The sequence below is a fragment of the Brevibacillus agri genome (assembly GCF_004117055.1).
In the GTDB taxonomy this organism is placed as follows: domain Bacteria; phylum Bacillota; class Bacilli; order Brevibacillales; family Brevibacillaceae; genus Brevibacillus; species Brevibacillus agri.
Genome location: NZ_CP026363.1, coordinates 698,889 through 722,366 on the forward strand (window position 1 = coordinate 698,889; position 23,478 = coordinate 722,366).

Genomic DNA, 23,478 nt, shown 5'->3' on the forward strand with positions numbered 1-23,478 from the left:
ATAATAAAAATCATTATCATTCAGGAAAAATGTAAACCTTTCTTTGGCGGTTTGCAATATTTTTTTGTACAGAGAAGAATGTATAAGATTCTTATCCAGTATCAGCGCAACTAAGTCTGCGCCAAGTTTTCTGACAGGCTTGCCTACCGGTTTATTTTGCATGCCGGAACGAGGGGGGAGCGAGACAGAAAAAAAGGCCGCCGAGTCCGTTGCTCGACAAGCCTTTTTGCGCGGGGTTCAATCAGCCAAATACTTCAGGAGAATGCTCTTTTCGTGGAGCAGATGTTCCTTCATCCTGGACTGGGCCGCTTCGGGGTCTTTGCTCTTGATCGCTTCGTAGATCGCTCTATGCTCGTGGAAAAACTGCGCGGAGACGGAGTGGTTCGAGTAAATTTCCATTCTGCGAGTCTCGCGAATGCCGATTTCCATTTGGTGGGAGAGCGATTCAAACAGATGCGCCAGGATGGAGTTGTGGGTGGCTTTGGCGAGTGTCAGGTGAAAAAGCAGATCGGTGCGCTCGCCTACTTCCTCGGCGCCGACGTGCTGCTCCATTTCCGCGAGGATGGCTTCCAAGGAGTGCAGGTCGTGATCGTCACGCTTGAGTGCAGCGATGGCGGCGTTGGAGACTTCCAGCGATTTTCGCACCTCGATCAGTTCGAGAATGGTTTGTTTGTTCGTTTGCAAGCCGCTGAGATCAGGCAGCAGGCTGTGCGCAGGGGAGGGGATGCTTCTTACCGTGCAATTGCCGCCCTGGCGAATCTCAATCAGCCCCATCGCCTTCAAGGCACTGAGCGCCTCGCGCGTGGTGGAGCGGCCGACGCCGAATCGCTCCGACAGCTCCTTGGTGGAGGGGAGCTTGGCTCCGGGTGGCAGCTCTCCGTTGAGAATGAGCGCTTTTAACTGCTCGGTGATGTGTTCGTAATGGTTTTTTTTGGCGAGCCTGGAGAGGTCCATTTCAACACTCCTGTACAATCCGGTTTTTTCCAAAAGCTATTGTAACACGTGACGACGCCGGAAAAAGAGCGCGCTTCCCGCAGGCCAGGGCGCGACCGGGTGCTTAGCCGACGAGCAAAACAAACACGACGCCAGGGCCGTGCACCCCGATGGTCAGATCGTTTTCGATATCGGCGGAACGGCTGGGGCCGGAGATGAAATGAATCCCGGCAGGAAAGTCTGCGAGCTCGCGTCCGTCGTAGGCAGCCAACGCTTCCCCGAGCCTTGTCCGGAGCCGCTCTGCGGGGAGGATGGCGATAAACACGGCAGGCAGCAGGCTGACCGAGCGTCCGCTGTTTTCCGACGAGGTCACGACGACCGTTCCGGTATGCGCGACGCCGCAATCGACGAGCGCGATGCCGATATCGGCTTGGGCTGCCTGTGCCAGCAGCACGTCGCGATTGGCTGGATGCCAGACGGTGAAGGTGGAGTCGGGCAAGCTCTCGGATAGCCCGAGCGCGAGCAGCTCTGGCTGGTTTTGCAAAAGAAACTGGCGGGCCTTCAGTTCGGCCGCTTTTTCCACGATGAACTGTTTGGCTTCACGCATGGTCGCAAAACGGCAGAAGTGTCCGCCAGCTTTTTGCCAATTGTCGCGGAAAAGCGCGATCTTGTCCTCCAGCGCAAGCGCGTGGGTTCGCCAAAAATCAGGAGCGCCTTTGTACGGGTGCACAGGCGGCGAAGCGGGCATCGGCCTGCCCAGTCGGTTTGTAATCATTTGAATGAAGGCTTTTTGCGCGTCACTCATGGTCGTCGACTCTCCTTTCGCGTTTGCGCAGCTCCTCTTCCAGCCGGGCTTGTAGCTGCGGGCTTAGTTCCTTGCGTTCGTCGCCGAGCACGTGCGCCAGGGCAGGCCACTTTTCGCGAAAAGACTGCGCATGAGTCGCAGGCGTGTGCCGATACTTGCTCCAGCCTTGCAAGGGTCCGCGCTTCGCTTTGATGGCAAAGTCGTGCAGCCCCAGCTTTTGCCCGAGCCTGCCCAGCGTAAGGACTCGCCTGAGCCGTCTGTGGTCGGACATGATGTAGCCAAAGCCTTTCATGGCCCATGCTTCTTCGGGGGCGGTATTGCCTGCTTCTGCCTTGCGCTTGCGCAAGTAGACGAGCATGTCGTGCAGCGGAATTTTGACCGGGCACGCTTCGTAGCAGGCGCCGCACAGGCTGGAGGCGTAGGCGATGTCGTCCCACTCCGCCACGTTTTTTTGCAAGGCAGGCTTGAGTACAGCCCCGATTGGCCCGCTGTACGGCCCGCCGTAAGCGTGTCCGCCAATGTGCCGATACACGGGACAGGCGTTGAGGCAGGCTCCGCAGCGGATGCAGTTCAACAGCTCCTGAAAATCCGGGTCGCCGAGCTGCAGCGAGCGGCCGTTGTCGACGATGATGATGTGCATTTCCTCCGGCCCGTCGCTGTCTAGGGCGCGGCGCGGTCCACTGATGCCGGACATGTAGACGGTCAGCTTTTGCCCGGTGGCGGAGCGCGGCAGGAGCGTAGCCATGACCTCCAAGTCAGCCCAGGTCGGAATGATGCGCTCCATGCCCATGAGCGAGATTTGCGTTTTCGGCACAGTGCTGACCATCCGCGCATTGCCCTCGTTTTCAAACAGGACGATGGAGCCTGACTCGGCGATGGCGAAGTTGACGCCCGTCATGCCGATGTCTGCTTCGAGGAACTTTTCGCGCAGCTTCCGGCGCACAAACCCGGCGAGCACGGCCGTATCGGGGGGCAGCGCCTCGCCTGCTTCTTTCGACAAAAGCTCCGCGATTTGCGTCCTGTTTTTGTGGATGGCGGGGATGATGATGTGCGACGGTCCTTCTTTCGCTAATTGAATGATGTATTCGCCGAGATCGGTTTCGATCGACTCGATGCCTTGTGCTTCCAGCGCTTCGTTGATGTGTACTTCTTCGGACACCATCGACTTTGACTTGACGACGGTGCGCGCTCCGCGTTTCTCGGCGATGGCGAGCGTGATCGCCGCCGCTTCTTCCGCCGTGTAGGCAAAATGAATCTGGGCGCCGTTCGCGCGGGCGTTGTCGATGAACTGATTGAGGTAATAGTCGAGGTGGGCGATCGTATGCAAGCGAATTTGCCGTCCGCGCTCGCGCCACTCCTCCCAGTTGCCTTGCTCTGACGCTGCTAGCTGCTTACCGTCCCGCAGCCGCTCGGTGGTGTATTTGACCGCATTGCGCAAAAATTCGTCCTGCAAAGCCGCCCTGGCCCTGTCTGCAACGGATGCTTCCTTAGCGCTTTTCACCGTTTTTCACTCCCTCGTACAGTAATTCAGCCAGATGCATCACGCGCACAGGCTCTCCGCGAAAGCGCAGGTTGCCCGAGATGTTGAGCAGACAGCCCAGATCAAGGCCAACGAGCACCTCTGCTTCTGTCTCCAGGACGTGATCGGCCTTTTCCGTCACCATCGCCCCTGATATTTCGCTCATTTTCACGGCAAAAGTACCGCCGAAGCCGCAGCAATCTTCGGCAAACGGAAGCGGAACCAAATCGAGTCCCCGAACTTGCTGTATCAGTTGCAGCGGCTCCTCGCTGACGCCGAGCAGGCGGCTCCCGTGACAGGAGGGATGGTAGGTAACCTTGTGCGGAAAAACAGCCCCCAAGTCCGTGATGCCCAACACGTTCACGACAAACTGGGTAAACTCGTACGTTTTGTCGCGCAATTGCTCCGCTTTTTGCCGCAACACAGGGTCGTGCTCGAACAGCTTCGGGTAGTAATGATGAATCATGCCCGTACAGGAGCCGGACGGAGAAATGACAAAGTCGCTGTCGTCAAAAGCCGCAAGCAATGTTTTGGCCGCAGCTCTGGCCTCGTCCCAGTATCCGCTGTTAAAGGCCGGCTGACCGCAGCACGTCTGTACATCGGGAAACTGCACTTGCACGCCGTATCCGGCAAGCAGGCGAACCATCGCTTCTCCCACCTGCGGATACAGGGCGTCACTCAAACAGGTAATGAACAGAGAGACTTTCACGCGATCACCTTCTCAAACCAATTTTTTACTTATCAGCTTATTATAGATTCATCACCATAACCCGTGCTAGACATTGAAAAAACGTAGATGTTCCTCTATCGTGAAAGTTGTCCTGACCATCACAAGATAGGAGGAAATCTACGTTGTCTAACCAGTTTACCACAGACTTAATCGGCCTTCCATCGTTTCAACTTTCCCATTGGGACAAAACGACTGAAACCGATTGGGTAGTGACTCTCACTCCCAATCCAGCCTCTCATCTGTGTCCTCTCTGCCTGAAAGAGAGCACCAATCATGCTCGCCCAGGGTACCGTCTTCTTCGTCACCGCTTTATTCCTTCATGGGGTACTGTCTGGGTACGTGTTCCTGTATATCGACAACGTTGCCACGATTGCCAGATCACCTGGACTCTCGAATGGGATGGAATTCCCTATCGAGGAACGGCTACTTTTGCGTTTCGTCAAATGGCCGTTGAGTTGTGTCAGAAGAGGGATTTGCTTAGCGTTTCCAAACAACTCGGAATCTGCTATACGACATTGGAACGGTGGTATTACCAACTGGCTCCTCAGCTTCTCGCTAAGCCCCAAGATCATCTTACGCCTACTATGGTCTGTCTGGACGAGTTTGCTCTCCAAAAAGGACACAAGTACGGTGTCAACCTCATGGATGCACAAAGCGGGCATATCTGGCAGGTTACAGAAGGGCGTTCACGTGAGCAGGTTCGTCAGGCTCTCATGAACTGGCCCTTTGCTACGCCTCCACAGGTTGTTGTGACAGACTTGGCTCCTGGAATGGCTGAGACGGTTCGCGGTGTTTGGAAGGATGCCACGGTAGTAGCGGACAAGTTCCACGTCATTCAGCTCTTCTCCAAATCGTTAGAAGCTGCTCGTAAACGTACCCGTTCGCGGGGAACTCATCGCCGGGGTAGACATGAACAACGTCTGCTCCACACACCTCCTGATAAACTGAAACCTGAGGAACAGGAGGAATTGAAAGCCTGGTTCGCTCAAGATCCCCATTTGGAACGCCTTTACAACGCTCTTCAGCACATGAGAACGGTATATGCAGCTCAGACAGAAGAGTCGGGAAAAGAAGCACTCCAACAATGGATAACCGAGCACCTCACATCTCCCACCTCTGCCGTCCGTTCGATTGCAAAAACAATCGTTCAATGGCGACAGTCGGTTCAGAATTATTTTTCGTTTCGAGTTACAAATGCTCCGATTGAAGGGACACACAACAAAGTGAAAGTCATCAAGCGACGAGCCTATGGGTATCGCAACATCGAGCGGTTCAAGATTCGAATTCGGCTGGAGTGTAAACCAGCCATATAAAAAAGTGAAAAACTACGCTAGAGGAAGATCAAGCACGTTTAATGGTGAAGAGCTTTATTATACATGTCGGGAGGTTAATAGTCTGAAAAATGAAACGATCGACGCGTAAAGCGGAAAAGCTGGCAGAAGCGTTCGTATTGGGCGTTGGGATGCGCACAGGACGTACCGGGGCAGGGGGCGACCAGGGGATTTTTTCCTGCCTGATTTTTGTGCTGCCGCAAGGGTTGAGCTTGGGTAGCAGCTTGTGTAAACTGTTCATAATTAAGCGGCAGGAAGCGACGAAAGCGGGAAGCCGTTCAGGGAAAAAAGCAGGCAAAGAAGGTGTTGCGCATGGCGAGACAAAAACTGCACATCGACGAACTGTACGAAGTGTCGGGCAAGATACTCGTGGAAAAAGGCTACGCTGGCTTTCATTTCAAGCTGGTAGCCGATCAATTGAATGTGAGCCGCAGCACCATCTACGAGTATTTTTCCAACAAGGACGAGCTGATCGCCTCTTTGATGGTCCATTTGATGGAAAAAGTCATGAGCGAATACGAGCGACCAGACAGCGAGCCGGCTCCTTTGGCGAGATTGCGGAAGATGTTTGACTCGTTTATGAAGTACGCGGACATTCACCAGATTTTGCTGTTTGCTCCGTTTGTGAACGGCTAGTCGTCTCCCGGCGTGAACGAGGCGATGACGACACTGCGCCAGCAGCATCATTTGCTGAATCGGCGGCTGATCGAGCTGATTGACACCTGCAAGCAGGACGGAGCGATTCGGGGCGATATTCCGAGCGAGCTGATCGCCAGTCTGTTGTTTCAGGCCATCCAAATCCCCAAGCATCCGGGAGTGGCCGAGACAGAGTGGAATCGCCTGATTTTTCAGGTGATGCTGGAAGGCTACGGGGCAAAAGTCGGGCGCGATTTACACAAACGAGAGCAAAGCTCAACACTCTCTTAACACTTCCCTGCTATGCTTGTCTTAAAGTCACCAAGTGAATAACGTCTGTAAGTGGGCCGAGACGTGGAGAAAGCCCTCATGCAGCGACAGCTTTGGCAATGCGGACCGATGGTATCGGTTTGTTGTTTGCATGCTGTTGTCTTGCGTGAGGGCTTTTTGTGTTTCCCCAAAAAGAAAGGAGCGAGCAGGAGGCTTTGTTAGATACCGCTTTGTATGACGCGTATTTTTTTGATCTGGACGGGACGATCTTCATTGGGGATCGGCTGCTGCCCGGCGTGGGAAAAACGTTTGCCGCCTTGCGTGCGAACGAGAAGAAGATCATGTTTTTGACGAACACCACGGTGCAGACGAGAGCGGACTGCCAGGCGCGGCTGGAAAAGCTTGGCCTCTGCGTGGAGCGCGAGGAAATCATGACGGCAGCTTATGCGGCGGGCCTGTATTTTCAGCAGCAGGCAGACAGCGCGCGTGTGCTGGTTGTCGGGGAGCGCGAGCTTGCCGCAGAGCTGGCGAGTTTTCAGATCAGGCAGGTGCAAGCGCCGTCGCAAGCTACGCATGTGCTGGTCGGCATGGACAGAACGTTCACCTACGAAAAATTGCTGCTGGCGGCCGATGCGCTGCGAAACGGAGCCAAGCTGATTGTAGCCAACCCTGACCCGGTATGCCCCGTACCAGGCGGTGCGATTCCGGATACGGGAGCGCTGGCGCAGGCGATTGAAACCGCAGGCGGCGCGACTGTCTGGGCCATGACGGGAAAGCCGTCCCGCTTCTATGCGGAGCAAGTTTTTCAGCAGTTGAACGTCCGGCCGGAACAGTGCCTGATGGTAGGCGATCGGCTGGAGACGGATATTTTGCTCGGCAAAAACAGCGGAATGAAAACCGCGCTCGTGCTGACAGGGGTGACGACGTGCCATGAGCTGGAGCGTGCGGGCATCCGGCCGGATTTTGTCCTGCCTACGCTGGATGGCAGCGCGCACGACAGGCAAGAGCAGCAGCAATGTAGATAAAAGCTTTACATTTTCCAAATATTTGCTTATCAAGCGGTTGATATGATCGGGTGATGAAGCACCAACGCCAGAGGTTCAGGGGGGATTGTCGTGGCAGAAGTGGAATTGCGACGCATTTCCAAAATGTACGAGCGGCAAAAGGTCGTCAATGAAGTCAGCGCGCTCATTGCGCCGGGAGAGTTTTTTGTGCTGGTCGGTCCTTCGGGCTGCGGCAAATCGACGACGCTGCGCATGATTGCCGGACTGGAAGACATCAGCGAAGGAGAGCTGTTGATTGGCGGCAAGCGAGTCAACGAAGTCGCGCCGAGCGGGCGAAATATATCCATGGTCTTTCAAAATTACGCCTTGTATCCGCATTTGACGGTCAAAGATAACATTTTGTTCGGCTTGCAGGTTCGCAAAGTGGACAAGCAGGAGCAGGCCAAGCGGCTGGAGCTGGTGGCCGAGATGCTCGGGATCGCCCAGCTTTTGCACAGAAAGCCAAAAGAGCTGTCGGGCGGTCAGCGGCAGCGGGTGGCGCTCGGCCGGGCGATTGTCAGCCAGCATCCGATCTGTCTGATGGACGAGCCGCTGTCCAATCTCGATGCCAAGCTGCGCGGGCATATGCGGACGGAGATTCGGCAACTGCAACAGGAGCTGGGAATCACGATGATTTACGTCACGCACGACCAGGTCGAGGCGATGACAATGGGCGACCGGATGATGGTGCTGCGCGACGGCGAGGTGCAGCAGGTAGGCAGGCCGCTCGACGTGTACAACCGTCCGGCGAACCTGTTTGTGGCCGAATTTACCGGGGCGCCGCCGATGAATACGACAGAGGGCGTTTGGCGAAGCAATGGCGCGCAGTCCGGCGTCGAGCTGACGAATGACCCGAGCAGACGGTTTTTGCCGCTCGGTCTACAGGCAGGCATCAAGGGCGGGACGCCCGTTGTGCTCGGCGTGCGCCCCGAGGCGTTGCAGCCGCTGGAGGCAGGCAGCCCGCTCGATGAGAGCCGTTCGTTGCTTGTCAGCGTGCAGGGCGTGGAGATTCTCGGTTCCGAGACGATTGTGGAATTCAGGCTGGGCGACAAGCTGTGGAAGGCAAAATGGAACGGGCAATGGCCGTGCCGCCGGGGAGATGTGCTGCGCGTCGGCTTTGCCGCAGAGCAAGTCAGCCTGTTTGATTCGCAATCGGGAAAAAATTTGGCCATCACGGCCGGAACAGAAAAGGGAGAGATACTGCGATGCGTACAGTAGTGAAAAGTCTGTTTTCAGTCGCCATGAGTCTGGCGCTTATTACAGGGTGCTCCAGCGGGACTTCCACCACAAGCGGCAATTCGTCGGGGCAGACGGGACAAGCTGCGCAGACGGGGACGCCGGAGACAAAGCCCGCGGAAAATACCGAGCTGTCCTTCTTTTATCCGGTGGCAGTCGGCGGTCCCCTGACCAAAATCGTCGACGGGATGGCAGAAGAGTTCAACAAGGCGAACCCGGGCATTACCGTCAAGCCGGTCTACACAGGCAGCTACCAGGACACGACGACGAAAATCCAGGCGGCCGTGCAAGGAAAAACGCCACCTGACGTAGCTGTCATGCTCTCGACCGAGCTGCACACGATGATGGACATGGACGCCATCCTGCCGCTGGACGAATTTATTGCCAAAGACGGCGGCAGCGAGTACGTGAACGATTTCTTCCCCGGCTTCCTGGCCAACTCGCAGGTCGACGGCAAGACGTACAGCATTCCGTTCCAGCGCAGCACGATCGTTTTGTATTACAACAAGGAAGCGTTCAAGGAAGTGGGCCTCGATCCGGAAAAGCCGCCTGCGACGTGGGAGGAGCTGGCCGAGTACGCGAGCAAGCTGACCAAGGACGGACGCTGGGGTCTGGAAATCCCTTCCTCCGGCTTCACCTACTGGATGTATCAGGCGCTGGCCTTGCAAAACGGCAAAAACCTGATGACCGAGGACGGCAAAAAAGTGTTTTTCGACACGCCGGAAAATGTAGAAGCGCTGCAATACTGGGTCGACCTGGCGAAAAAGCATAAGGCGATGCCGGAGGGCGTGATCGAGTGGGCGACCGTTCCTTCTGACTTCCTCGAAGGCAAGACAGCGATGATGTTCCATACGACCGGAAACTTGACCAACGTGAAAAACAACGCCAAGTTTGACTTCGGCGTAGCGTTTTTGCCAGCGAAAAAGAACTTCGGCAGTCCGACGGGCGGCGGCAACTTCTACATGTTCAAAGGAACGGATGCGAAGAAGCAGGAAGCGGCCTGGAAGTTCATCCGCTTCATGACCGAGCCGAAGCGCGCGGCACAGTGGAGCATCGACACGGGCTATGTCGCGACGCGCAAATCTGCCTATGAGGAAGAGATCATGAAGCAGTACGTCAAGGACTTCCCGGCAGCGGCAGTCGCGCGCGACCAGTTGGAGTACGGCCATGCCGAGTTTTCCACGCACAATAACGGCAAGGTGACAAAAGCGCTGAACGACAACTTGCAAGCGGTCATTACCGGAAAGGCGAGTGCTGCGGAAGCGCTGAAAAAGGCGCAGGAAGAGGCAGACAAAGTGCTTGCGGCATTCAACAAATAAGCGAAATCGAGCGAGGCATATGGAGGAGCGACGATGGGGGAACTACGAGCAAAATGGAAAGTGAATATGTACGCCTGGCTGCTGCTCCTTCCCTCCCTCATCTTCCTGCTGCTGTTTACCTTCTACCCTGTGTGGCAAACGGTCATTCTCAGCTTTCATCAAGCGGATCTGGGTTCCCCAGAGCCGTTTTTTAACGGGGTAGACAACTACAAGCAGATGCTGGAAGATGATGTGTTTTGGAAGGTGCTGACCAACAATCTCTGGTTTGCGTTGGGAACGGTTCCGACGAGCGTGGCTCTGGCGCTCGGCATGGCGCTGTTTGCCAACAAAGCGCTGCGGGGCAAAAGCTTCGTCCGCACCGCCTACTTTTACCCGACGGTGGTTCCGATGATTGCCGTCGCCAACATCTGGCTGTTTATTTACACGCCGGAGTACGGGGCGCTCAGCCACGTGATGGAGTGGTTAGGAAAAGGCGATATCAACTGGCTCGGCGATCAGGCGAACGTGATGTGGGCGATGATTTTCATGGTGATCTGGAAGGAAGCGGGCTACTTCATGATCTTTTACTTGGCGGGGCTGCAAAACATCTCCCAGGAGCTGTACGAGTCTGCCGCGATGGAAGGAGCATCGGCGTGGACGGTGTTTCGCCGCGTGACGTTTCCGCTGCTCATGCCGACGACGATGTTTGTCAGCATTATCGCGTTTACGAACTCGTTCAAGCTGGTCGATCACCTGGTCATCATGACAAAGGGCGGCCCGGACAATGCCAGCAACCTGCTGCTGTACTACATTTACGAAACGGCGTTCTCCTTCTGGGATCAAGGGATGGCGTCCGCTTTGACCATCGTGATGGTCGTGCTGCTGCTCGCGGTGGCTGCTGTGCAATTTTTTGGTCTGGATAAAAAAATTCACTACAACTGAGGGGGAGAGCAGATGGCCCGCAAAATTACAACCGTCGGCATGTACGTCCTGGCTGTACTCTGGCTGTTCCCTTTGCTATGGGTGCTCTGGACGTCGCTTCGGCCGAGAGAGCTGGCGACTTCTTGGACACTCAGCGCCGACTTTACGCTGGCAAACTTCGCGAAGGTGTGGGACGCGGCTCCTTTTGCCCAGTATTACTTCAATACGTTTTTGATCGTCGCAGGCGTGTTGATCGCGCAAATGATTACGGCTACGCTGGCGGCATATGCCTTTGCCAAGCTGCGCTTCTGGGGGCGGGATGTGCTGTTCGTGTTGTTTCTCGTGCAGCTCATGGTTCCGGCTGACATCCTTATTTTCCCGAACTACAACGTGCTGCGCGACTTGGCGTTGCTCGATACGAAAATTGGCATCATGCTGCCGTACTTCGCTTCCGCCTTTGGCGTGTTCCTGTTGCGGCAAACGTTCAAGACGATCCCGCACGAACTGGAGGAAGCGGCGCGCATGGAAGGCTGCTCCTGGCTGCAAATTTTGTGGCGGGTGTACGTTCCGCTGGCGCGGCCGACCTACATTGCGTTCGGCCTCGTTTCGGTCAGCTATCATTGGAACAACTTCATGTGGCCGCTGATTGTCACCAACTCGGTAGAAAACCGCGCGTTGACGGTAGGGCTGGCGATTTTTGCCCAGTCGTTTGAGACCGGGGCACAGTGGGCAGAGGTCAGCGCGGCTACGATGATGGTCATTTTTCCGTTGCTGCTCGCCTTTTTGCTGTTCCAACGCCAGTTCATCAACAGCTTCATCCATTCCGGGGTGAAATAAAGGAAAGGGGAACGATCCATGAAGGAGCAAAGTGCTTTTGCCGTATCCAGCTACGCCTTGTTTGACCTGCCGCTGCGCGAAGCCGTCGCCAGGCTGATGGACGCGGGCTGGACTTCGATCGAGATCATGTGCGAAGCAGGCCATGCCGAGCTGTTGGCCTGGTCCCGGGAGCAGCTTGCCGAGCTGAAAAAGCAGGGAGAAGAGCGGGGCATCACCTGGTCGATTCACGCGCCGATCAGCGGCTGCAACCTCGCCGCCGGCACAGGCCCAAGCCGGGAAAAGACGTTGGAGACGATGAAGCGGTGTCTGGCGATTGCCCGCTTTTTGGACAGCACGCACGTAGTCATGCACGCAGGGGAAGTAGCCGACGCTCACGATGCGGACAGCCGTGCGCGCGGGGTCGAGCATGTCAGCGAGGCTGCTCGGCTGCTGACGGCGGAAGTCAGCGACGGCAGAACGACGCTGGCGTTGGAAAACGTGCCGCCTTATCCTCGCGTGCTGGGCTGGAATGTCGATGATTTGCTCGCGGTGTGCAAGGCCGTCGATTCTGCGCATCTGGGAATTGCCTATGACGTCGGACACGCCCACCTGATCCGCCCAGGGTACGCACTTGAAGCGCTGGAAACGGTATTTCCTTACGTCTCTGTCTTGCACATCAGCGACAACGGCGGCGAGACAGACGAGCATCTGGCGGTAGGGGAGGGGACGATTCCGTATGCGCAGGTGTGGTCGGCTTTGCAAGCCGGAAGCTTTGCGGGAAGCCGGGTGATCGAAACAAAGCAGCTCGCCTGCGCACGGCGCAGCGTGGAGCGAATCATTGCGCAGCTTTAAACGAACAGGAGGCTCCTATTATGGATATGGAGACGATTTTGAAAACGAATCGGATTATCGCTGCGACGGAGCAGGATCGGCTGGCAGAGGCGATGGATTCGGCGGCCTGCGCGATTTTGCTCATGTACGGGAAGCTGACTCGGCTGATGGCCGAAGCGGACGCGATCAGCCAGGCGAGCAAGCCGATTTTTTTGCACACCGACCTGATGAACGGCCTGTCCAATGACAAAGAGTCGTTCCGCTTCCTGTCTGCGTATATCAAACCGACCGGGATTGTCACGACGAAAGGCCCGATGATTCGCGCGGCAAAAAAAGAAGGGATGCTGACGATCCAGCGCGTGTTTTTAATTGATACGACCTCGCTTACGACGACGATCAAAAACGTGCTGGAAAACCAGCCGGACGCCATCGAAATCATGCCGGGCATCGCCCCGTCGATTATCGCGCACATCAAGGAGCATTTGCCGCAGCCGATCATTTTGGGCGGGCTGATCTGGAACAGGCAGCAGGTCGCGGAAGCGCTGGCGAATGGCGCGGATGCCGTTTCTTTGAGCAGGGCGGAGATGTGGAATGACATAACCGAGTAGGATGGGGGAAAGCCGCAGTTTTCCGGTACACATATGCACATTTGCGCATAGACACTTGCTGGCGGATCAGGTAAAATTGTTGATAATTGATAACAATAATCATTTTCAATAAATAACCAGTTTACTTTTTATGTGCGTCTTTTACGGGGTGCTGCTTATGAATACGCTGGAAAAAATGGAAACCTTCATCGTGCTCGCGGAATGCGGCTCTTTTACCGAGTCTGCGAAGCGGCTTTTTTGCTCACAGCCAACCATCAGCCACCATATTCAACAACTGGAAGAGTTGTTTGAGTCGCCGCTCGTGCAACGGTCGGGGAAGCAGGTGCAACTGACGCGGCAGGGCGAGATTTTGCTCCGCTATGCCAAGCAGATTTCGCATCTGGTCGAGGAGGCGGCTGTGGAGCTGAAGCGCATCAGCGAGCAGGAGCGGGTACTGTCTGTCTACGTCAGCAACTACATTGCCGGGTACTTTTTCTCCGACATTCTCAATGAGTTTCATACGATTTTGCCGCACAAGCCGTTGGAGATCAATACGTACTGCTACAGCGACCTCATCCGCTGCTTTCAGGAGGGCCGGACGCACTACGCGTTAATGCCGATCTATCCCGAGGATGATTATATACGCAAAAACTTTGAGACTTCTGTTTTGTTCGAGGAGGAGCTTCTGCTCATCTTGCCTGTCGACCACCCTTTGGCCAAAAGAAGGCTGCTGTACGCGCGCGACTTGCACAACGAAACCGTGCTGCTTCCGAAAAGCGAGTATTTGCAGCAATACGTCATCAACCATTTGAGCAGCCGCCAGGTGAAAACGCGCTTTTTGCAAATGAGCAACTTCGAGACGATCAAGCAGGCGGTCAAGTCGCGCCACGGCATCGCCTTCCTTCCATCCGGGGCGGTAAAGGAAGAGCTGAAAAGAGGCGAGCTGGTCAATGTGCCCGTCTCGTCTTTGCAAATCAGACGGCAAAACGGCTTTGTGTTCCGCAAAAATGCCGAGTTGAGCCAGGCGGATCGCGCCTTTTGCCAAAACGTCGAGCAGTATTTGCGGACGGTTTAGGTTTAGTGGACATTGGCATTGCCATAAAAAAGACGGCCTGTTTCCCGCACGTATCGGTGTGGGGGACAGGCTGTTTTTCATAAGCGCAACATGGCGAGACTGCGAACGAAGCGAAAAAGCAAGGCTTGTGCTCTGTGGGCACCAAGGCTTTGCCAGTAGCTTGGCGCAGCCGGGTTTGCTAATGCGCGACGCTTGCGGGACAAGCGTTGGAAAGATTTGTGCTATCAAGAAAATGAATAGATGGATTCAAAAATATTATGCGGGAATGAGGGCGGTTGAAGCGCGCGGAATTTCAAAAAACGCCCCCTACAAGTGGGAATGATATTCATTATCAATCAAATTAAGATGGACCTAGTTTTCGGATACAAACACATACAGGAATGTAGGAGGTTATTTCCTTGTTGAAGCGCAAGTCTTTCGGACTTTTTCTCAGTTATTTGCTAGTGCTGTCGACCTTCGTGCTTGGCTGCCAGTCCAATCAGGGCGCCGCACCGAGCCAGCCCCAGAACGACGCGGCCAAATCCGGCGAAGCCGCGAGCGCCGCGCCGCAAACAGTGCCAGAGTTGAAAATCGGCTTGCCGAGCGACGCCGGCCCGCTGAACATCTACACCGGAAACATCGACTATTTGACAGAGCTTGTGTTTGACAAATTGTTCTCGCCGTCGCCTTACGTGGAAAAGCCGCAGCCGTGGCTGGCGGAATCGGCCCAGCAACTGGACGATGTGACCTGGGTGGTCAAAATCCGCTCCGGCATCAAGTGGCATGATGGGACGCCATTCACTGCGGAGGACGTCAAATTCACGTACGAATACTATCGCGACGGTCCAGCCAACCGCCATACGCACCACGTGAGCGAAGTGCCGCACATCTCCAAAATCGAGCTGGACGACCCTTCGACGGTCCGCTTCACTTGCGCCTACGCGTGCCCGACGCTGGAGCGGATTACTTTTGCCGACCTGCCGATCTTGCCCAAGCATATTTGGGAAAAGGTGCAAAACCCGCGCAAATATACAGATTTGCCGATCGGAACCGGGCCGTACAAGCTGGTCGAGTACAAAGCCGATCAATACTACAAGTTTGAAGCGAACAAAGACTACTTCATGGGCAGCCGCTCGTCGACACGCTCGTGATGCCGGTCATCAAAGACCCGACCGCGATCTTCAACGCACTGCGTGCAGGAGAGATCGACATTTCCGCCAGACCTGTCCCGGCCGAGCTGGAAGCATCCTTCCAAAACCAGGCCAACATGAAAGTGGTACAAACCGCGCCGCTGTCGCTGGTCGAGCTGAAGCTCAACTACGAAAAGGCGCCATTCAACCAGGAAGCGTTCCGCAATGCCATGTCGCTCGCGGTGGACCGCCAGGCGATTACGGATACGGTCTTGCTTGGAAAAGGGCGTCCGGGCTTAAAAGGCTATCCTCACCCGGATTCGCCGTGGACCAACCCGAACTTGAGCACGCCGTATGACGCAGAAAAAGCAAAAGCCGTCATGGACGAATTGAAGCTGACAGACAAAAACAACGACGGCGTCCGCGAGATGGCAGACGGCAAGCCGCTCGCCTTTTCGCTGAAAGTGCCTTCCACAGAGCCGGCGTGGATTCGCGCGGCCGAGATGCTCAAGGAGCAGTACGCCAAAGTCGGGATCAAAATTACCGTCGAAGTGCTCGACTCCGGCACGATGGCGACCGTATCGCAAACCCGCGACTTTGACCTCGTGATCGGAACCATCGGGGCGCACGGGGTAGCAGACCCGGATCAGTTTGTCATGTCTCACCGTTCTTCTTACCTGTGGAACAAAACGATTCCATATCCGGCGATGGACGAGCTGACCAAGCAGTGGATGGCGGAAACAAGCGTAGACAAGCGCAAGGAAATCGCGTTCAAAATGCAGGAGCTGTTCAACAAGCAACCGACCAGCATCGTGCTGTACTACCCGGAAGAGAAGTTCGCCTACAACGCGCAAAAGTTTGACAAATGGGTAGAGTCGCCCGGGTTTGGCGTCATCAACAAGTTTTCCATGCTGCCAGACGGCGCGAAAAAGGCTGTAGCCAAAGAGTAAGACGGGGGAGCTGCGATGAGTGGGAGCGGGTTCTCCGCGGCATTCGGCAAGAAACTGATTCAATATGTGCTGGTGCTCGCCGTGGCGTTGACGATCAACTTCGCCCTGCCGCGGCTCGCACCCGGCGATCCGCTGGAATTTTTCTTTGGCGAAACGACAATCAACGAGCTGACGCCAGAGCAGCGCCAGCAAGTGGAGCGGGAGCTTGGGCTGGATCGCTCGCTCTGGCAGCAATACGCGGATTTTATGACAGGAGTGTTCCGGTTTGATCTCGGCAGCTCCATCAAATACGGAAAGCCAGTGACGGAAGTATTGGCAGACAGGCTGCCGTGGACTTTCCTGCTGGTAGCTCCCTCCCTCGTTCTGAGCGCGGTCATAGGCATTGCTATCGGTGCCTATGCCGCGTGGAGCCGGGGGAAGCGGCGCGACCTGCTTTTTTTGACGGGGATGCTCACGATTGAATCCATTCCCGGCTTCTGGATCGGCATGCTGCTGATTGCGGTGTTTTCCGTCAGCATGGGCTGGTTCCCTTCCTTTGGCGCGGTGCCGATCGCCTTTTCCGGAGGCGGTGCCGACTACGCGCTGGCCGTGCTCAAGCATATGACCCTGCCTGTGATGACGATTACGGTTGCGACCGTCGGAGGCAATTTTTTGCTGACCCGGTCGTCGATGCTCGACACGCTGGGCCAGGATTATGTGCTGATGGCGGAGGCAAAAGGGGCGAGCAAGCGCAGCCTGATTTTCAATCATGCCCTGCGAAACGCCCTCTTGCCCGTCTATACGCACATTACGATGAGCCTCGGTATTTTGGTGAGCGGCGCTGTTGTCGTGGAGACAGTCTTTTCCTATCCGGGCGTCGGTCGCTTGCTCTATGAGAGCGTGATCGCACGGGATTACCCGATGATGCAGGGGGTATTTTTAATCATTACGCTGGGTGTGATTGCGGCCAACCTGCTGGCGGATGTGACTTATCCGCTGTTTGACCCGCGCGCCCGCCAAAGAAAGCAGGTGGAGGAGTCCCCATGAGTCGGATTGGTTCCAAAATGATTGGCTGGCTTGGCGTTGTCTTGCTGGCAATCGTCCTGCTGCTCGCGCTCGTGGGACCTTACGCAGTTCCGTACGACGCCAGCGAGCAGTCTGGCGCCCCGTTCCAGCCGCCTGGCCGAGAGCATTGGCTTGGCACAAATGACATGGGGCAGGACATCCTGGCCGAGCTGGTAGTGGGCGCGAGGACCTCGCTTACGGTTGGGATTGTCGCCGCCTTGCTGGCTACGCTGATCGGCACGGTGGTCGGCCTGGTCTCCGGCTATTCGGGAGGTTGGCTGGACGCTGTTTTTATGAGAATCGTGGATATTTGCCTGACGCTGCCGTTTTTGCCCCTGATGATCGTGATTGGTGTGTACATCGGCCCGAGCCTGTTTACGCAGGTGCTAGTGATTACCTTGGTCATGTGGGCGGGAAAGGCGCGGAAAATCCGGGCGCAGACGTTGTCGCTGCGCACGCGAGGCCCGGTCCAGGCTGCGCGGTCGATGGGCGCAGGGCATCTCTACATTTTGCGTCGGCACGTTTTTCCCAGCATCCTGCCTTTGGTGATTCCGCAGTTCGTGCAGGCTGTCAACGTCTCGATCATGATGGAATCCTCGCTGAGCTTTTTGGGCATGGGCGATCCGTTGTCCAAAAGCTGGGGCAGCATTTTGTTTTACGCCAACTCGCGCAGCGCCTTTTTGACGGAGGCGTGGATGTGGTGGGTAATTCCGCCGGGGCTGTGCATTGTCGTGACGGTGCTCGCCTTTTCGTTGATCGGCTACTACTTGGAGGAGCGGGTAAATCCGCGGCTGCGCGCTTATCAGGCGACTGCTGCCAAGGGAGGCCAGACGACGCCGCAAAACGGACCGTCCGCGTCCGCTGCGAAGATTGCGACAGCAGAGGCGCTGCTGGAAGTCCAAAATCTGACTGTTCGCTATCCAAAAGAGAGCGGAGTGGTCAATGCGGTGGATCAGGTCAGCTTCACGGTGTCCAAGGGCGAGGTGCTCGGCCTGGTCGGAGAGTCGGGCAGCGGCAAGAGTACGGTAGCTTCGGCAGTCATGCAGTTGTTGAAGCCGCCAGCGCTCGTTTCGCACGGCGCGATTTATTTTGCGGGCCGCGATCTGACCCGGCTCTCCCCGGAGGAGATGAGGGAGTTGCGGGGAAACCGGATTGCCTTGATTCCCCAGGCGGCTATGAACGCGCTCAACCCTGTGATGAGCGTGCGCGAGCAGTTGGCGGAAGCGGTCAGATCGCATCAGCAAATGCCCAAGGACGAGTTGCAGAAACGAATCGACGAGGTGCTTGCGCAAGTCGGACTCGCTCCGAAGTGGGCCACCGCTTTTCCGCATGAGCTGAGCGGCGGCATGCGCCAGCGGGTCGTCATCGCGATGGCGCTGATGAACAAGCCCGATCTGGTCATTGCCGACGAGCCGACGACGGGGCTCGACGTCATGGTTCAGGTGGAGATCATCAAGCTGCTGAAGGACTTGCAGCGCACGCTCGGGCTGTCCATGGTGTTCATTTCGCACGATCTTCCTGTCGTTTTGAGCCTGGCTGACCGCACGATCATCATGAATCAGGGCAAAATTGTCGATCAGGGCGACACGCTCGCCTTGGCGAAGACGTCCACCCATCCGTACACACGGCGGCTGATTGATTCGATCCCCAGGCTGACGCCTGCGCCGGAGCGTTCCTTGCAGGAGCAACGATAATCTCACGGAGGCATGAAGGATGGAAGCGCAAAAACAAGAGCGGGATATGCTGCGGCAAAAGGAACTGCTGCAGGTGTCCGGACTGTACAAGACCTACGAGGGCAAAAGCTCCGGCAAACAGGCAGCGCCTGTCATTAATGGGGCCAGCTTTTCCATACAGGCAAACGAAACGGTCGGGCTGGTCGGTTCGAGCGGCGCCGGAAAAAGCACCATCGGGCGAATCGTCGCGGGGATCGAGCAGGCCGACAAGGGCCAGCTCATCTACCAGGGGCAAGACCTGCTGTCGATGAAGCCCAAGGCGCGCAGGGAGGCCACGAGGTCTATCCAGATGATTTTTCAGGACCCGTACGAGTCGCTGTCCGCGCGCATGACGATTGCACAGTTGATCGCGGAACCGTTGGTCATCGCCCGGCTGTACAAAAATGACCCGGCAAGACGGACGGAGCTTGTTCGGGAAGCGTTGCAGGAAGTCGCGCTGCCGCCTGAGCGCTACATGCACCGCTATGCCCATGAGCTGTCTGGCGGGGAACGGCAGCGTGTCGGCCTGGCGCGCGCTTTTGTCACCCGCCCGCAGTTGATCGTGGCGGACGAGCCGACCTCGATGCTGGACACGTCCCTGCGGCTTGATTTGCTGCGGCTCATGCGCGAGCTGAGCCTGCGTCACGGGATCGCCTATTTGTTCATCACCCACGACCTGGCGCTGACGCGGGGCTTTTGCGATCGGCTGCTTGTGCTCGACCAGGGCCAGATCGTGGAGACAGGCACGCCGGAGGAAGTGGCGGAGAATCCGCAGCATCCTTTTACGCTGCGGCTGATCGGGGCAGTGCGGGAGCTTGACCAGTTTTAACCGAAACGGCTGTACCGGATACAACGACGATCGAGGAGGCATACATGAATCAACCAACCGATTTTTTGATGCTCGATTCGGGCTGCTGCTTTGGTGAGCCGCGTCTGAAAGACCCGAATTATCAGGATTTTTTTACCTTCATTGATGTGTACGATTTGCCGGAGCACGACTTGTCGCCGTACAAATGCCTCGTGATTACCGGATTGATCGACCAGGAGCTTTTGTACAGGCAAAAAGACAAGATTCGCCGCTTTCTCGACGAGAAAAAGGTGCTCGTTTTCAGCGGCAACCTGTTTTTGCCCTGGCTGCCGGGCGGGTCTCGGTTCGTGCCGAAACAAATTCGCAGCCATGCCGACTACGAGGTGCGGATTGCCAAGGAACACCCGATTTTTGCCGGGGTAGAGACGTACGATATGACGTACAACAAAGGCGTTGCAGGCTTTTTCGCCAGAGGACACCACCCGCTCCCGGAAGGCGCCGAGGTGCTGCTGACCTTGCCAGGCGGCGAACCGATTACCTATATCGACCGGACCAGCACGAAGGGAACGATTCTCGTCCATGCCGGAAACGACCTGTTCGGCTACAACCACCCGGGAAAATCAACCGGACGCATCGCGGTCCAGCTCACGAAGTGGGTGCGGGATGAATACCGACAGCTTCAGCAACTTCAAGAAGGAGGCGCGTACGTATGAGAAAAATCGCAGCCCTGTACGGCGGCAGCTCGCAGCATTTTCGCAGCCTGAACGAACCAAAATACCGCCGCTATTACGAAAAGCTCATCTACCTGCCCGATTTGGAGCGTACGTCTCTCGATGAATTTGACGCATTGGTCGTCCCTTCGCAGTTGCACATGGGCCTGGTGATGAAATCGCGCGACAAAATCAGGGAGTTTTCCGAGCGGGGCGGGATCGTCGTCGCATTCGGGCCGCAGCCGCGCGAATGGATTCCCGGACAAAACTGGGAGCTGCGCCCGACGAATTTCTGGTGGTGGCTGGACAAAAACGCGAGGAGCGGACTGGTGCTGCAAAAGCCGGAATACGACCTGTTTTCCTACATTACGCTGGAGGATGCGACCTGGCACCAGCACGGCGTCTACTGGCCGCCGGAAGGGGCGGAGGTGCTGATCTCGACCGAGGATGGCGGAGCTGTACTCTACGTCGACAAAGTCAGCACGGCGGGGACGTGGATCGTCACCACGCTCGACCCGGACTTCCACTTCGGCTCGTACTTCATGCCAGCGACAGAGCGGTTCCTCGACGGCTTCCTCCCGTGGCTGGCAGAGGGGAACGTCTGATGATCTGGCTGGAAAATGTGTACAAGAGCTATGGGAAAAGAGTGATTTTACAAGACCTTCACCTGCATTTGGAAGCAGGGGAGTTCGCCTTTTTGCAAGGGCGCTCCGGTTCGGGAAAAAGCACGCTGCTCAAGCTGTTGTACCGGGAGCAAACCGATTTTGCGGGACGCATCGAAATAGATGCCGTCCCGATCGGGCAAATTCCGAAATTCGAGCTGCGGCGCAAGATGGGCGTCATTTTTCAATCGTTTGAACTGCTCCCGCGAAAGACTGTCATGGAAAATGTCGCGCTTGCCGGAGAGGTCGTCGGCAAGCCATGGGCGGAGATCGAGCCTGAGGCGAACCGGCTGCTGGAGCGGGTCGGGCTGTCCGACGTGAAGGATTGTTTTCCTGACCAGCTTTCCGGGGGCGAGCAGCAGCGCGTCGCCATCGTGCGGGCTTTGCTGAATCGCCCGCGCCTTCTGTTGGCAGACGAGCCGACAGGCAATCTGGACAACGAGACGGCTTTTGAAGTCTTGCAATTACTAAAGGAGCTGCACGTGGAGGAAAACATGGCGATGCTGATCGTTACGCATTCGGAGCGTCTGATTGAACAATTTCCGGCAAAGACGTGGATCATGGAGCAGGGGCGGGTACGTGTCGTATGAACAGACAGTCGTGCATGTACATGCTCAGGGATGCGCGCGAAGGCATTCAGCGAAACATCGGGGCTGCGGCGGCAGCAGCCGTCCTGATTTTTGTCGCAATGCTCATCGCGGGCATCCTGCTGCTCGGACGGTTCGGCGTCGGGGATTTGCTGGGCTATCTGGAGTCACAGGTAGCGATGAAGCTGTATGTAGACCCTGCCGCGGACACGAAGGCGATTGCCACCATTTTGCGGGAGAAAAGCTTCGTCCAGTCGGCTGAGATCGAGACGAAGGAGCAGATGCTGGACCGATTGGCGGCGTTTTTTACCGGGAGAGAGCACCTGCTCGTCTCGTTTCAGGAGAGCCAGATTCCCGACGCCATCCGGCTGGAGCTGCGAGACAAGACGCAGATGAAGCTCGTCGCGGAGCAGCTACAGGCGATGAACGGCATCACGAAGGTCGTCTATCCGCAGCAATTCGCCGAAACGATCCTGCACTGGTCGAGCGAGCTGAACCGCTATGGGCTGGGGCTTCTGCTCGGCATGGCGGCGCTGGCGTTCGGCATGGTGTTTATCGCGATGAATCTGGCCTTGTACCAGCGGCAGCAGGAGATTCGCGTCCGGCTGCTGCTCGGCGCGAATCCGTGGCACGTCAGGGGGCAGTTTTTGTTTGAGGGCTGGCTGATCGGCTTCGTCGGCAGCTTGCCCGCGGCGCTGGCTGTTTACGCGCTGTTTTCGAGCATACTGCTACCTTTGCAAAAAAGTTTTCCGCTGGTGTTCCACTTTTCGCAGGGCATGGTGTACGAAATGATGGGCGGCATGGCGGTCGCAGGCTCTCTCGTGGGACTGTCGGCCAGCTACGTGTCGACAAGGAAGCTGATCGATCATGCGTAAAAAGCTGTTCATACCAGCGGCAGTCGCGCTGCTTTTGTGCGCCACAGGGGCGTACGCTCATTTGACGGGGGCGTTTGCGAATTTTCTCGTCACGGTCAACGACGAGAGCACCACCGAACGGCTGAAAGAGGAAGTAGCCCAGACGAAAAAGCAGATTGCCGAGCTAATGCCGCAGATCGCGAAGCTGGAAGCAAGCTACAAGGCCGACCAGCAGGTAGCGGTCGACAAGCTGCAATTTTACAGCGAGCTGGGACTGGATACGTGGGTCACGCTGTTGCTGCAGGAGCAGGAGCCAGTCGATATTCTCGGCAGCCAATGGCTGATCGAGCGCAATCTGGACGCTTACATGGCGGAGCTGGACAAGCTGTACCTCGCTTACAAGCAACTGGTCGCGACCAAAGAGACGCTGGAAGGACACGAAAAGCTGCTCGCCGTCATCGAGGAGAATCTGCAAGCGAGAGGGGCGTTTCTCGCGGACAATCCGGAGCTGCCGATTGAGCAGTTGGCCAATTATTTGGACATCGACTGGATGGCCGAGGTCGAGCCGGCTTTGCTTGCGATATTGGCAAAAGACCGCGCCTTGACCGAACACGAGGCAGCCGCCTGGGCTTCTGCGCGAGCCGTTTCCGGGCCGAATCCGTATCGGCTGGACGAGAGCTGGCTTAACGAACGCAGCGAGCTGCGCTACTTTTTCCGCTCAGATCATGTGTACGTCGTGTTTCAAAAGCCGGACTTGCACGTCATTTTGATCGGGCAGGTGCTGGAAGAGTCGCCCGCTGCGGCTGCGCTTGTTTTTGAGGCGGGATTTTTCAACGGCTTTTTGATGCCGGAGACGTTGATCGAGGAGTTGCAAGGCTTCCGCATTCCGTACGCGCAGCTTGGGCAATTGCCGGACGCACAGGTGCCTTTGTACCTCCAGCAAACGAGCGGAGGGCTGATTGTACGGACAAAAGAGTAGCCGCAACGGGCACACCATCTGGATGGGAGAGA

The 23,478-nt window shown here is 56.5% G+C and carries 23 protein-coding genes and 1 pseudogene; 20 read left to right on the forward strand and 4 right to left on the reverse strand.

The window, feature by feature from the left end; translation table 11 throughout:
• Positions 1-237 precede the first annotated feature (237 nt).
• The 4 genes from BA6348_RS03680 to BA6348_RS03695 all read right to left on the reverse strand — a co-directional run bounded on the left by BA6348_RS03680 (position 238) and on the right by BA6348_RS03695 (position 3,966).
• Complete coding sequence (locus BA6348_RS03680) at positions 238-954, reverse strand: FadR/GntR family transcriptional regulator (protein WP_122953489.1); 717 nt, start codon at positions 952-954, stop codon at positions 238-240.
• A gap of 103 nt (positions 955-1,057) precedes the next feature.
• Complete coding sequence (locus BA6348_RS03685; protein ID WP_026557656.1) at positions 1,058-1,738, reverse strand: LutC/YkgG family protein; 681 nt, start codon at positions 1,736-1,738, stop codon at positions 1,058-1,060.
• Positions 1,731-3,239: a LutB/LldF family L-lactate oxidation iron-sulfur protein gene (locus BA6348_RS03690; protein WP_122953490.1), complete on the reverse strand. Its 1,509-nt coding sequence runs from the start codon at positions 3,237-3,239 to the stop codon at positions 1,731-1,733. The genes BA6348_RS03685 and BA6348_RS03690 overlap by 8 nt, the downstream gene beginning before the upstream one ends.
• Entirely contained in the window at positions 3,226-3,966 is a 741-nt protein-coding gene (locus BA6348_RS03695; RefSeq protein ID WP_005826890.1) for a (Fe-S)-binding protein, read from the reverse strand. Before BA6348_RS03695 ends, BA6348_RS03690 begins: the two co-directional genes overlap by 14 nt.
• Positions 3,967-4,109: 143 nt before the next feature.
• Between BA6348_RS03695 and BA6348_RS03700 the strand changes: the two genes are divergently transcribed.
• The 20 genes and pseudogenes from BA6348_RS03700 (at position 4,110) to BA6348_RS03790 (ending at position 23,446) form a co-directional block, all read left to right on the forward strand.
• Complete coding sequence (locus BA6348_RS03700; protein ID WP_081592107.1) at positions 4,110-5,300, forward strand: ISL3 family transposase; 1,191 nt, start codon at positions 4,110-4,112, stop codon at positions 5,298-5,300.
• A 330-nt stretch (positions 5,301-5,630) separates the two neighbouring features.
• Entirely contained in the window at positions 5,631-5,954 is a 324-nt protein-coding gene (locus BA6348_RS27105; protein WP_242507441.1) for a TetR/AcrR family transcriptional regulator, read from the forward strand.
• Between the two features lie 24 nt (positions 5,955-5,978).
• On the forward strand, positions 5,979-6,245 hold the full coding sequence (locus BA6348_RS27110; protein ID WP_242507442.1) for a hypothetical protein: 267 nt from the start codon (positions 5,979-5,981) through the stop codon (positions 6,243-6,245).
• A gap of 194 nt (positions 6,246-6,439) precedes the next feature.
• Positions 6,440-7,249, forward strand: a complete 810-nt coding sequence (locus BA6348_RS03710; protein ID WP_242507443.1) for an HAD-IIA family hydrolase — start codon at positions 6,440-6,442, stop codon at positions 7,247-7,249.
• A gap of 90 nt (positions 7,250-7,339) precedes the next feature.
• Positions 7,340-8,485 carry an ABC transporter ATP-binding protein gene (locus BA6348_RS03715; protein ID WP_122953016.1) on the forward strand — a complete coding sequence of 382 codons (1,146 nt, stop codon included), beginning with the start codon at positions 7,340-7,342 and terminating at the stop codon, positions 8,483-8,485.
• Positions 8,473-9,822, forward strand: a complete 1,350-nt coding sequence (locus BA6348_RS03720; protein ID WP_025846923.1) for an ABC transporter substrate-binding protein — start codon at positions 8,473-8,475, stop codon at positions 9,820-9,822. Before BA6348_RS03715 ends, BA6348_RS03720 begins: the two co-directional genes overlap by 13 nt.
• A 33-nt stretch (positions 9,823-9,855) precedes the next feature.
• The gene (locus tag BA6348_RS03725; RefSeq protein WP_026557651.1) at positions 9,856-10,743 is read left to right on the forward strand and encodes a carbohydrate ABC transporter permease; all 888 of its coding nucleotides are present in this window, start codon (positions 9,856-9,858) and stop codon (positions 10,741-10,743) included.
• 12 nt (positions 10,744-10,755) lie between these two features.
• On the forward strand, positions 10,756-11,559 hold the full coding sequence (locus tag BA6348_RS03730; protein ID WP_026557650.1) for a carbohydrate ABC transporter permease: 804 nt from the start codon (positions 10,756-10,758) through the stop codon (positions 11,557-11,559).
• Between the two features lie 18 nt (positions 11,560-11,577).
• On the forward strand, positions 11,578-12,390 hold the full coding sequence (locus BA6348_RS03735; RefSeq protein WP_026557649.1) for a sugar phosphate isomerase/epimerase family protein: 813 nt from the start codon (positions 11,578-11,580) through the stop codon (positions 12,388-12,390).
• A 20-nt stretch (positions 12,391-12,410) separates the two neighbouring features.
• Positions 12,411-12,977 carry a glycerol-3-phosphate responsive antiterminator gene (locus tag BA6348_RS03740; RefSeq protein WP_005831112.1) on the forward strand — a complete coding sequence of 189 codons (567 nt, stop codon included), beginning with the start codon at positions 12,411-12,413 and terminating at the stop codon, positions 12,975-12,977.
• A 157-nt stretch (positions 12,978-13,134) separates the two neighbouring features.
• Entirely contained in the window at positions 13,135-14,031 is an 897-nt protein-coding gene (locus BA6348_RS03745; protein ID WP_242507444.1) for a LysR family transcriptional regulator, read from the forward strand.
• A 731-nt stretch (positions 14,032-14,762) separates the two neighbouring features.
• Positions 14,763-16,090, forward strand: a pseudogene (locus BA6348_RS03750) (ABC transporter substrate-binding protein).
• A 15-nt stretch (positions 16,091-16,105) separates the two neighbouring features.
• Complete coding sequence (locus BA6348_RS03755; protein WP_005831122.1) at positions 16,106-17,116, forward strand: ABC transporter permease; 1,011 nt, start codon at positions 16,106-16,108, stop codon at positions 17,114-17,116.
• On the forward strand, positions 17,113-18,828 hold the full coding sequence (locus BA6348_RS03760) for a dipeptide/oligopeptide/nickel ABC transporter permease/ATP-binding protein (RefSeq protein WP_005831125.1): 1,716 nt from the start codon (positions 17,113-17,115) through the stop codon (positions 18,826-18,828). The genes BA6348_RS03755 and BA6348_RS03760 overlap by 4 nt, the downstream gene beginning before the upstream one ends.
• A gap of 19 nt (positions 18,829-18,847) precedes the next feature.
• The gene (locus BA6348_RS03765; RefSeq protein ID WP_007778241.1) at positions 18,848-19,675 is read left to right on the forward strand and encodes an ABC transporter ATP-binding protein; all 828 of its coding nucleotides are present in this window, start codon (positions 18,848-18,850) and stop codon (positions 19,673-19,675) included.
• 44 nt (positions 19,676-19,719) lie between these two features.
• Positions 19,720-20,367, forward strand: coding sequence for a hypothetical protein (locus tag BA6348_RS03770; protein WP_005831128.1), 648 nt, complete (start codon positions 19,720-19,722; stop codon positions 20,365-20,367).
• The gene (locus BA6348_RS03775; RefSeq protein ID WP_005831130.1) at positions 20,364-20,969 is read left to right on the forward strand and encodes a hypothetical protein; all 606 of its coding nucleotides are present in this window, start codon (positions 20,364-20,366) and stop codon (positions 20,967-20,969) included. The genes BA6348_RS03770 and BA6348_RS03775 overlap by 4 nt, the downstream gene beginning before the upstream one ends.
• Positions 20,969-21,616, forward strand: coding sequence for a cell division ATP-binding protein FtsE (locus BA6348_RS03780; RefSeq protein WP_025846938.1), 648 nt, complete (start codon positions 20,969-20,971; stop codon positions 21,614-21,616). Before BA6348_RS03775 ends, BA6348_RS03780 begins: the two co-directional genes overlap by 1 nt.
• A complete protein-coding gene (locus tag BA6348_RS03785) occupies positions 21,613-22,488 on the forward strand; it encodes a cell division protein FtsX (protein ID WP_005831136.1) in 876 nt (291 codons plus the stop codon). Before BA6348_RS03780 ends, BA6348_RS03785 begins: the two co-directional genes overlap by 4 nt.
• On the forward strand, positions 22,481-23,446 hold the full coding sequence (locus BA6348_RS03790; RefSeq protein WP_122953018.1) for a hypothetical protein: 966 nt from the start codon (positions 22,481-22,483) through the stop codon (positions 23,444-23,446). Before BA6348_RS03785 ends, BA6348_RS03790 begins: the two co-directional genes overlap by 8 nt.
• Positions 23,447-23,478: the final 32 nt, after the last annotated feature.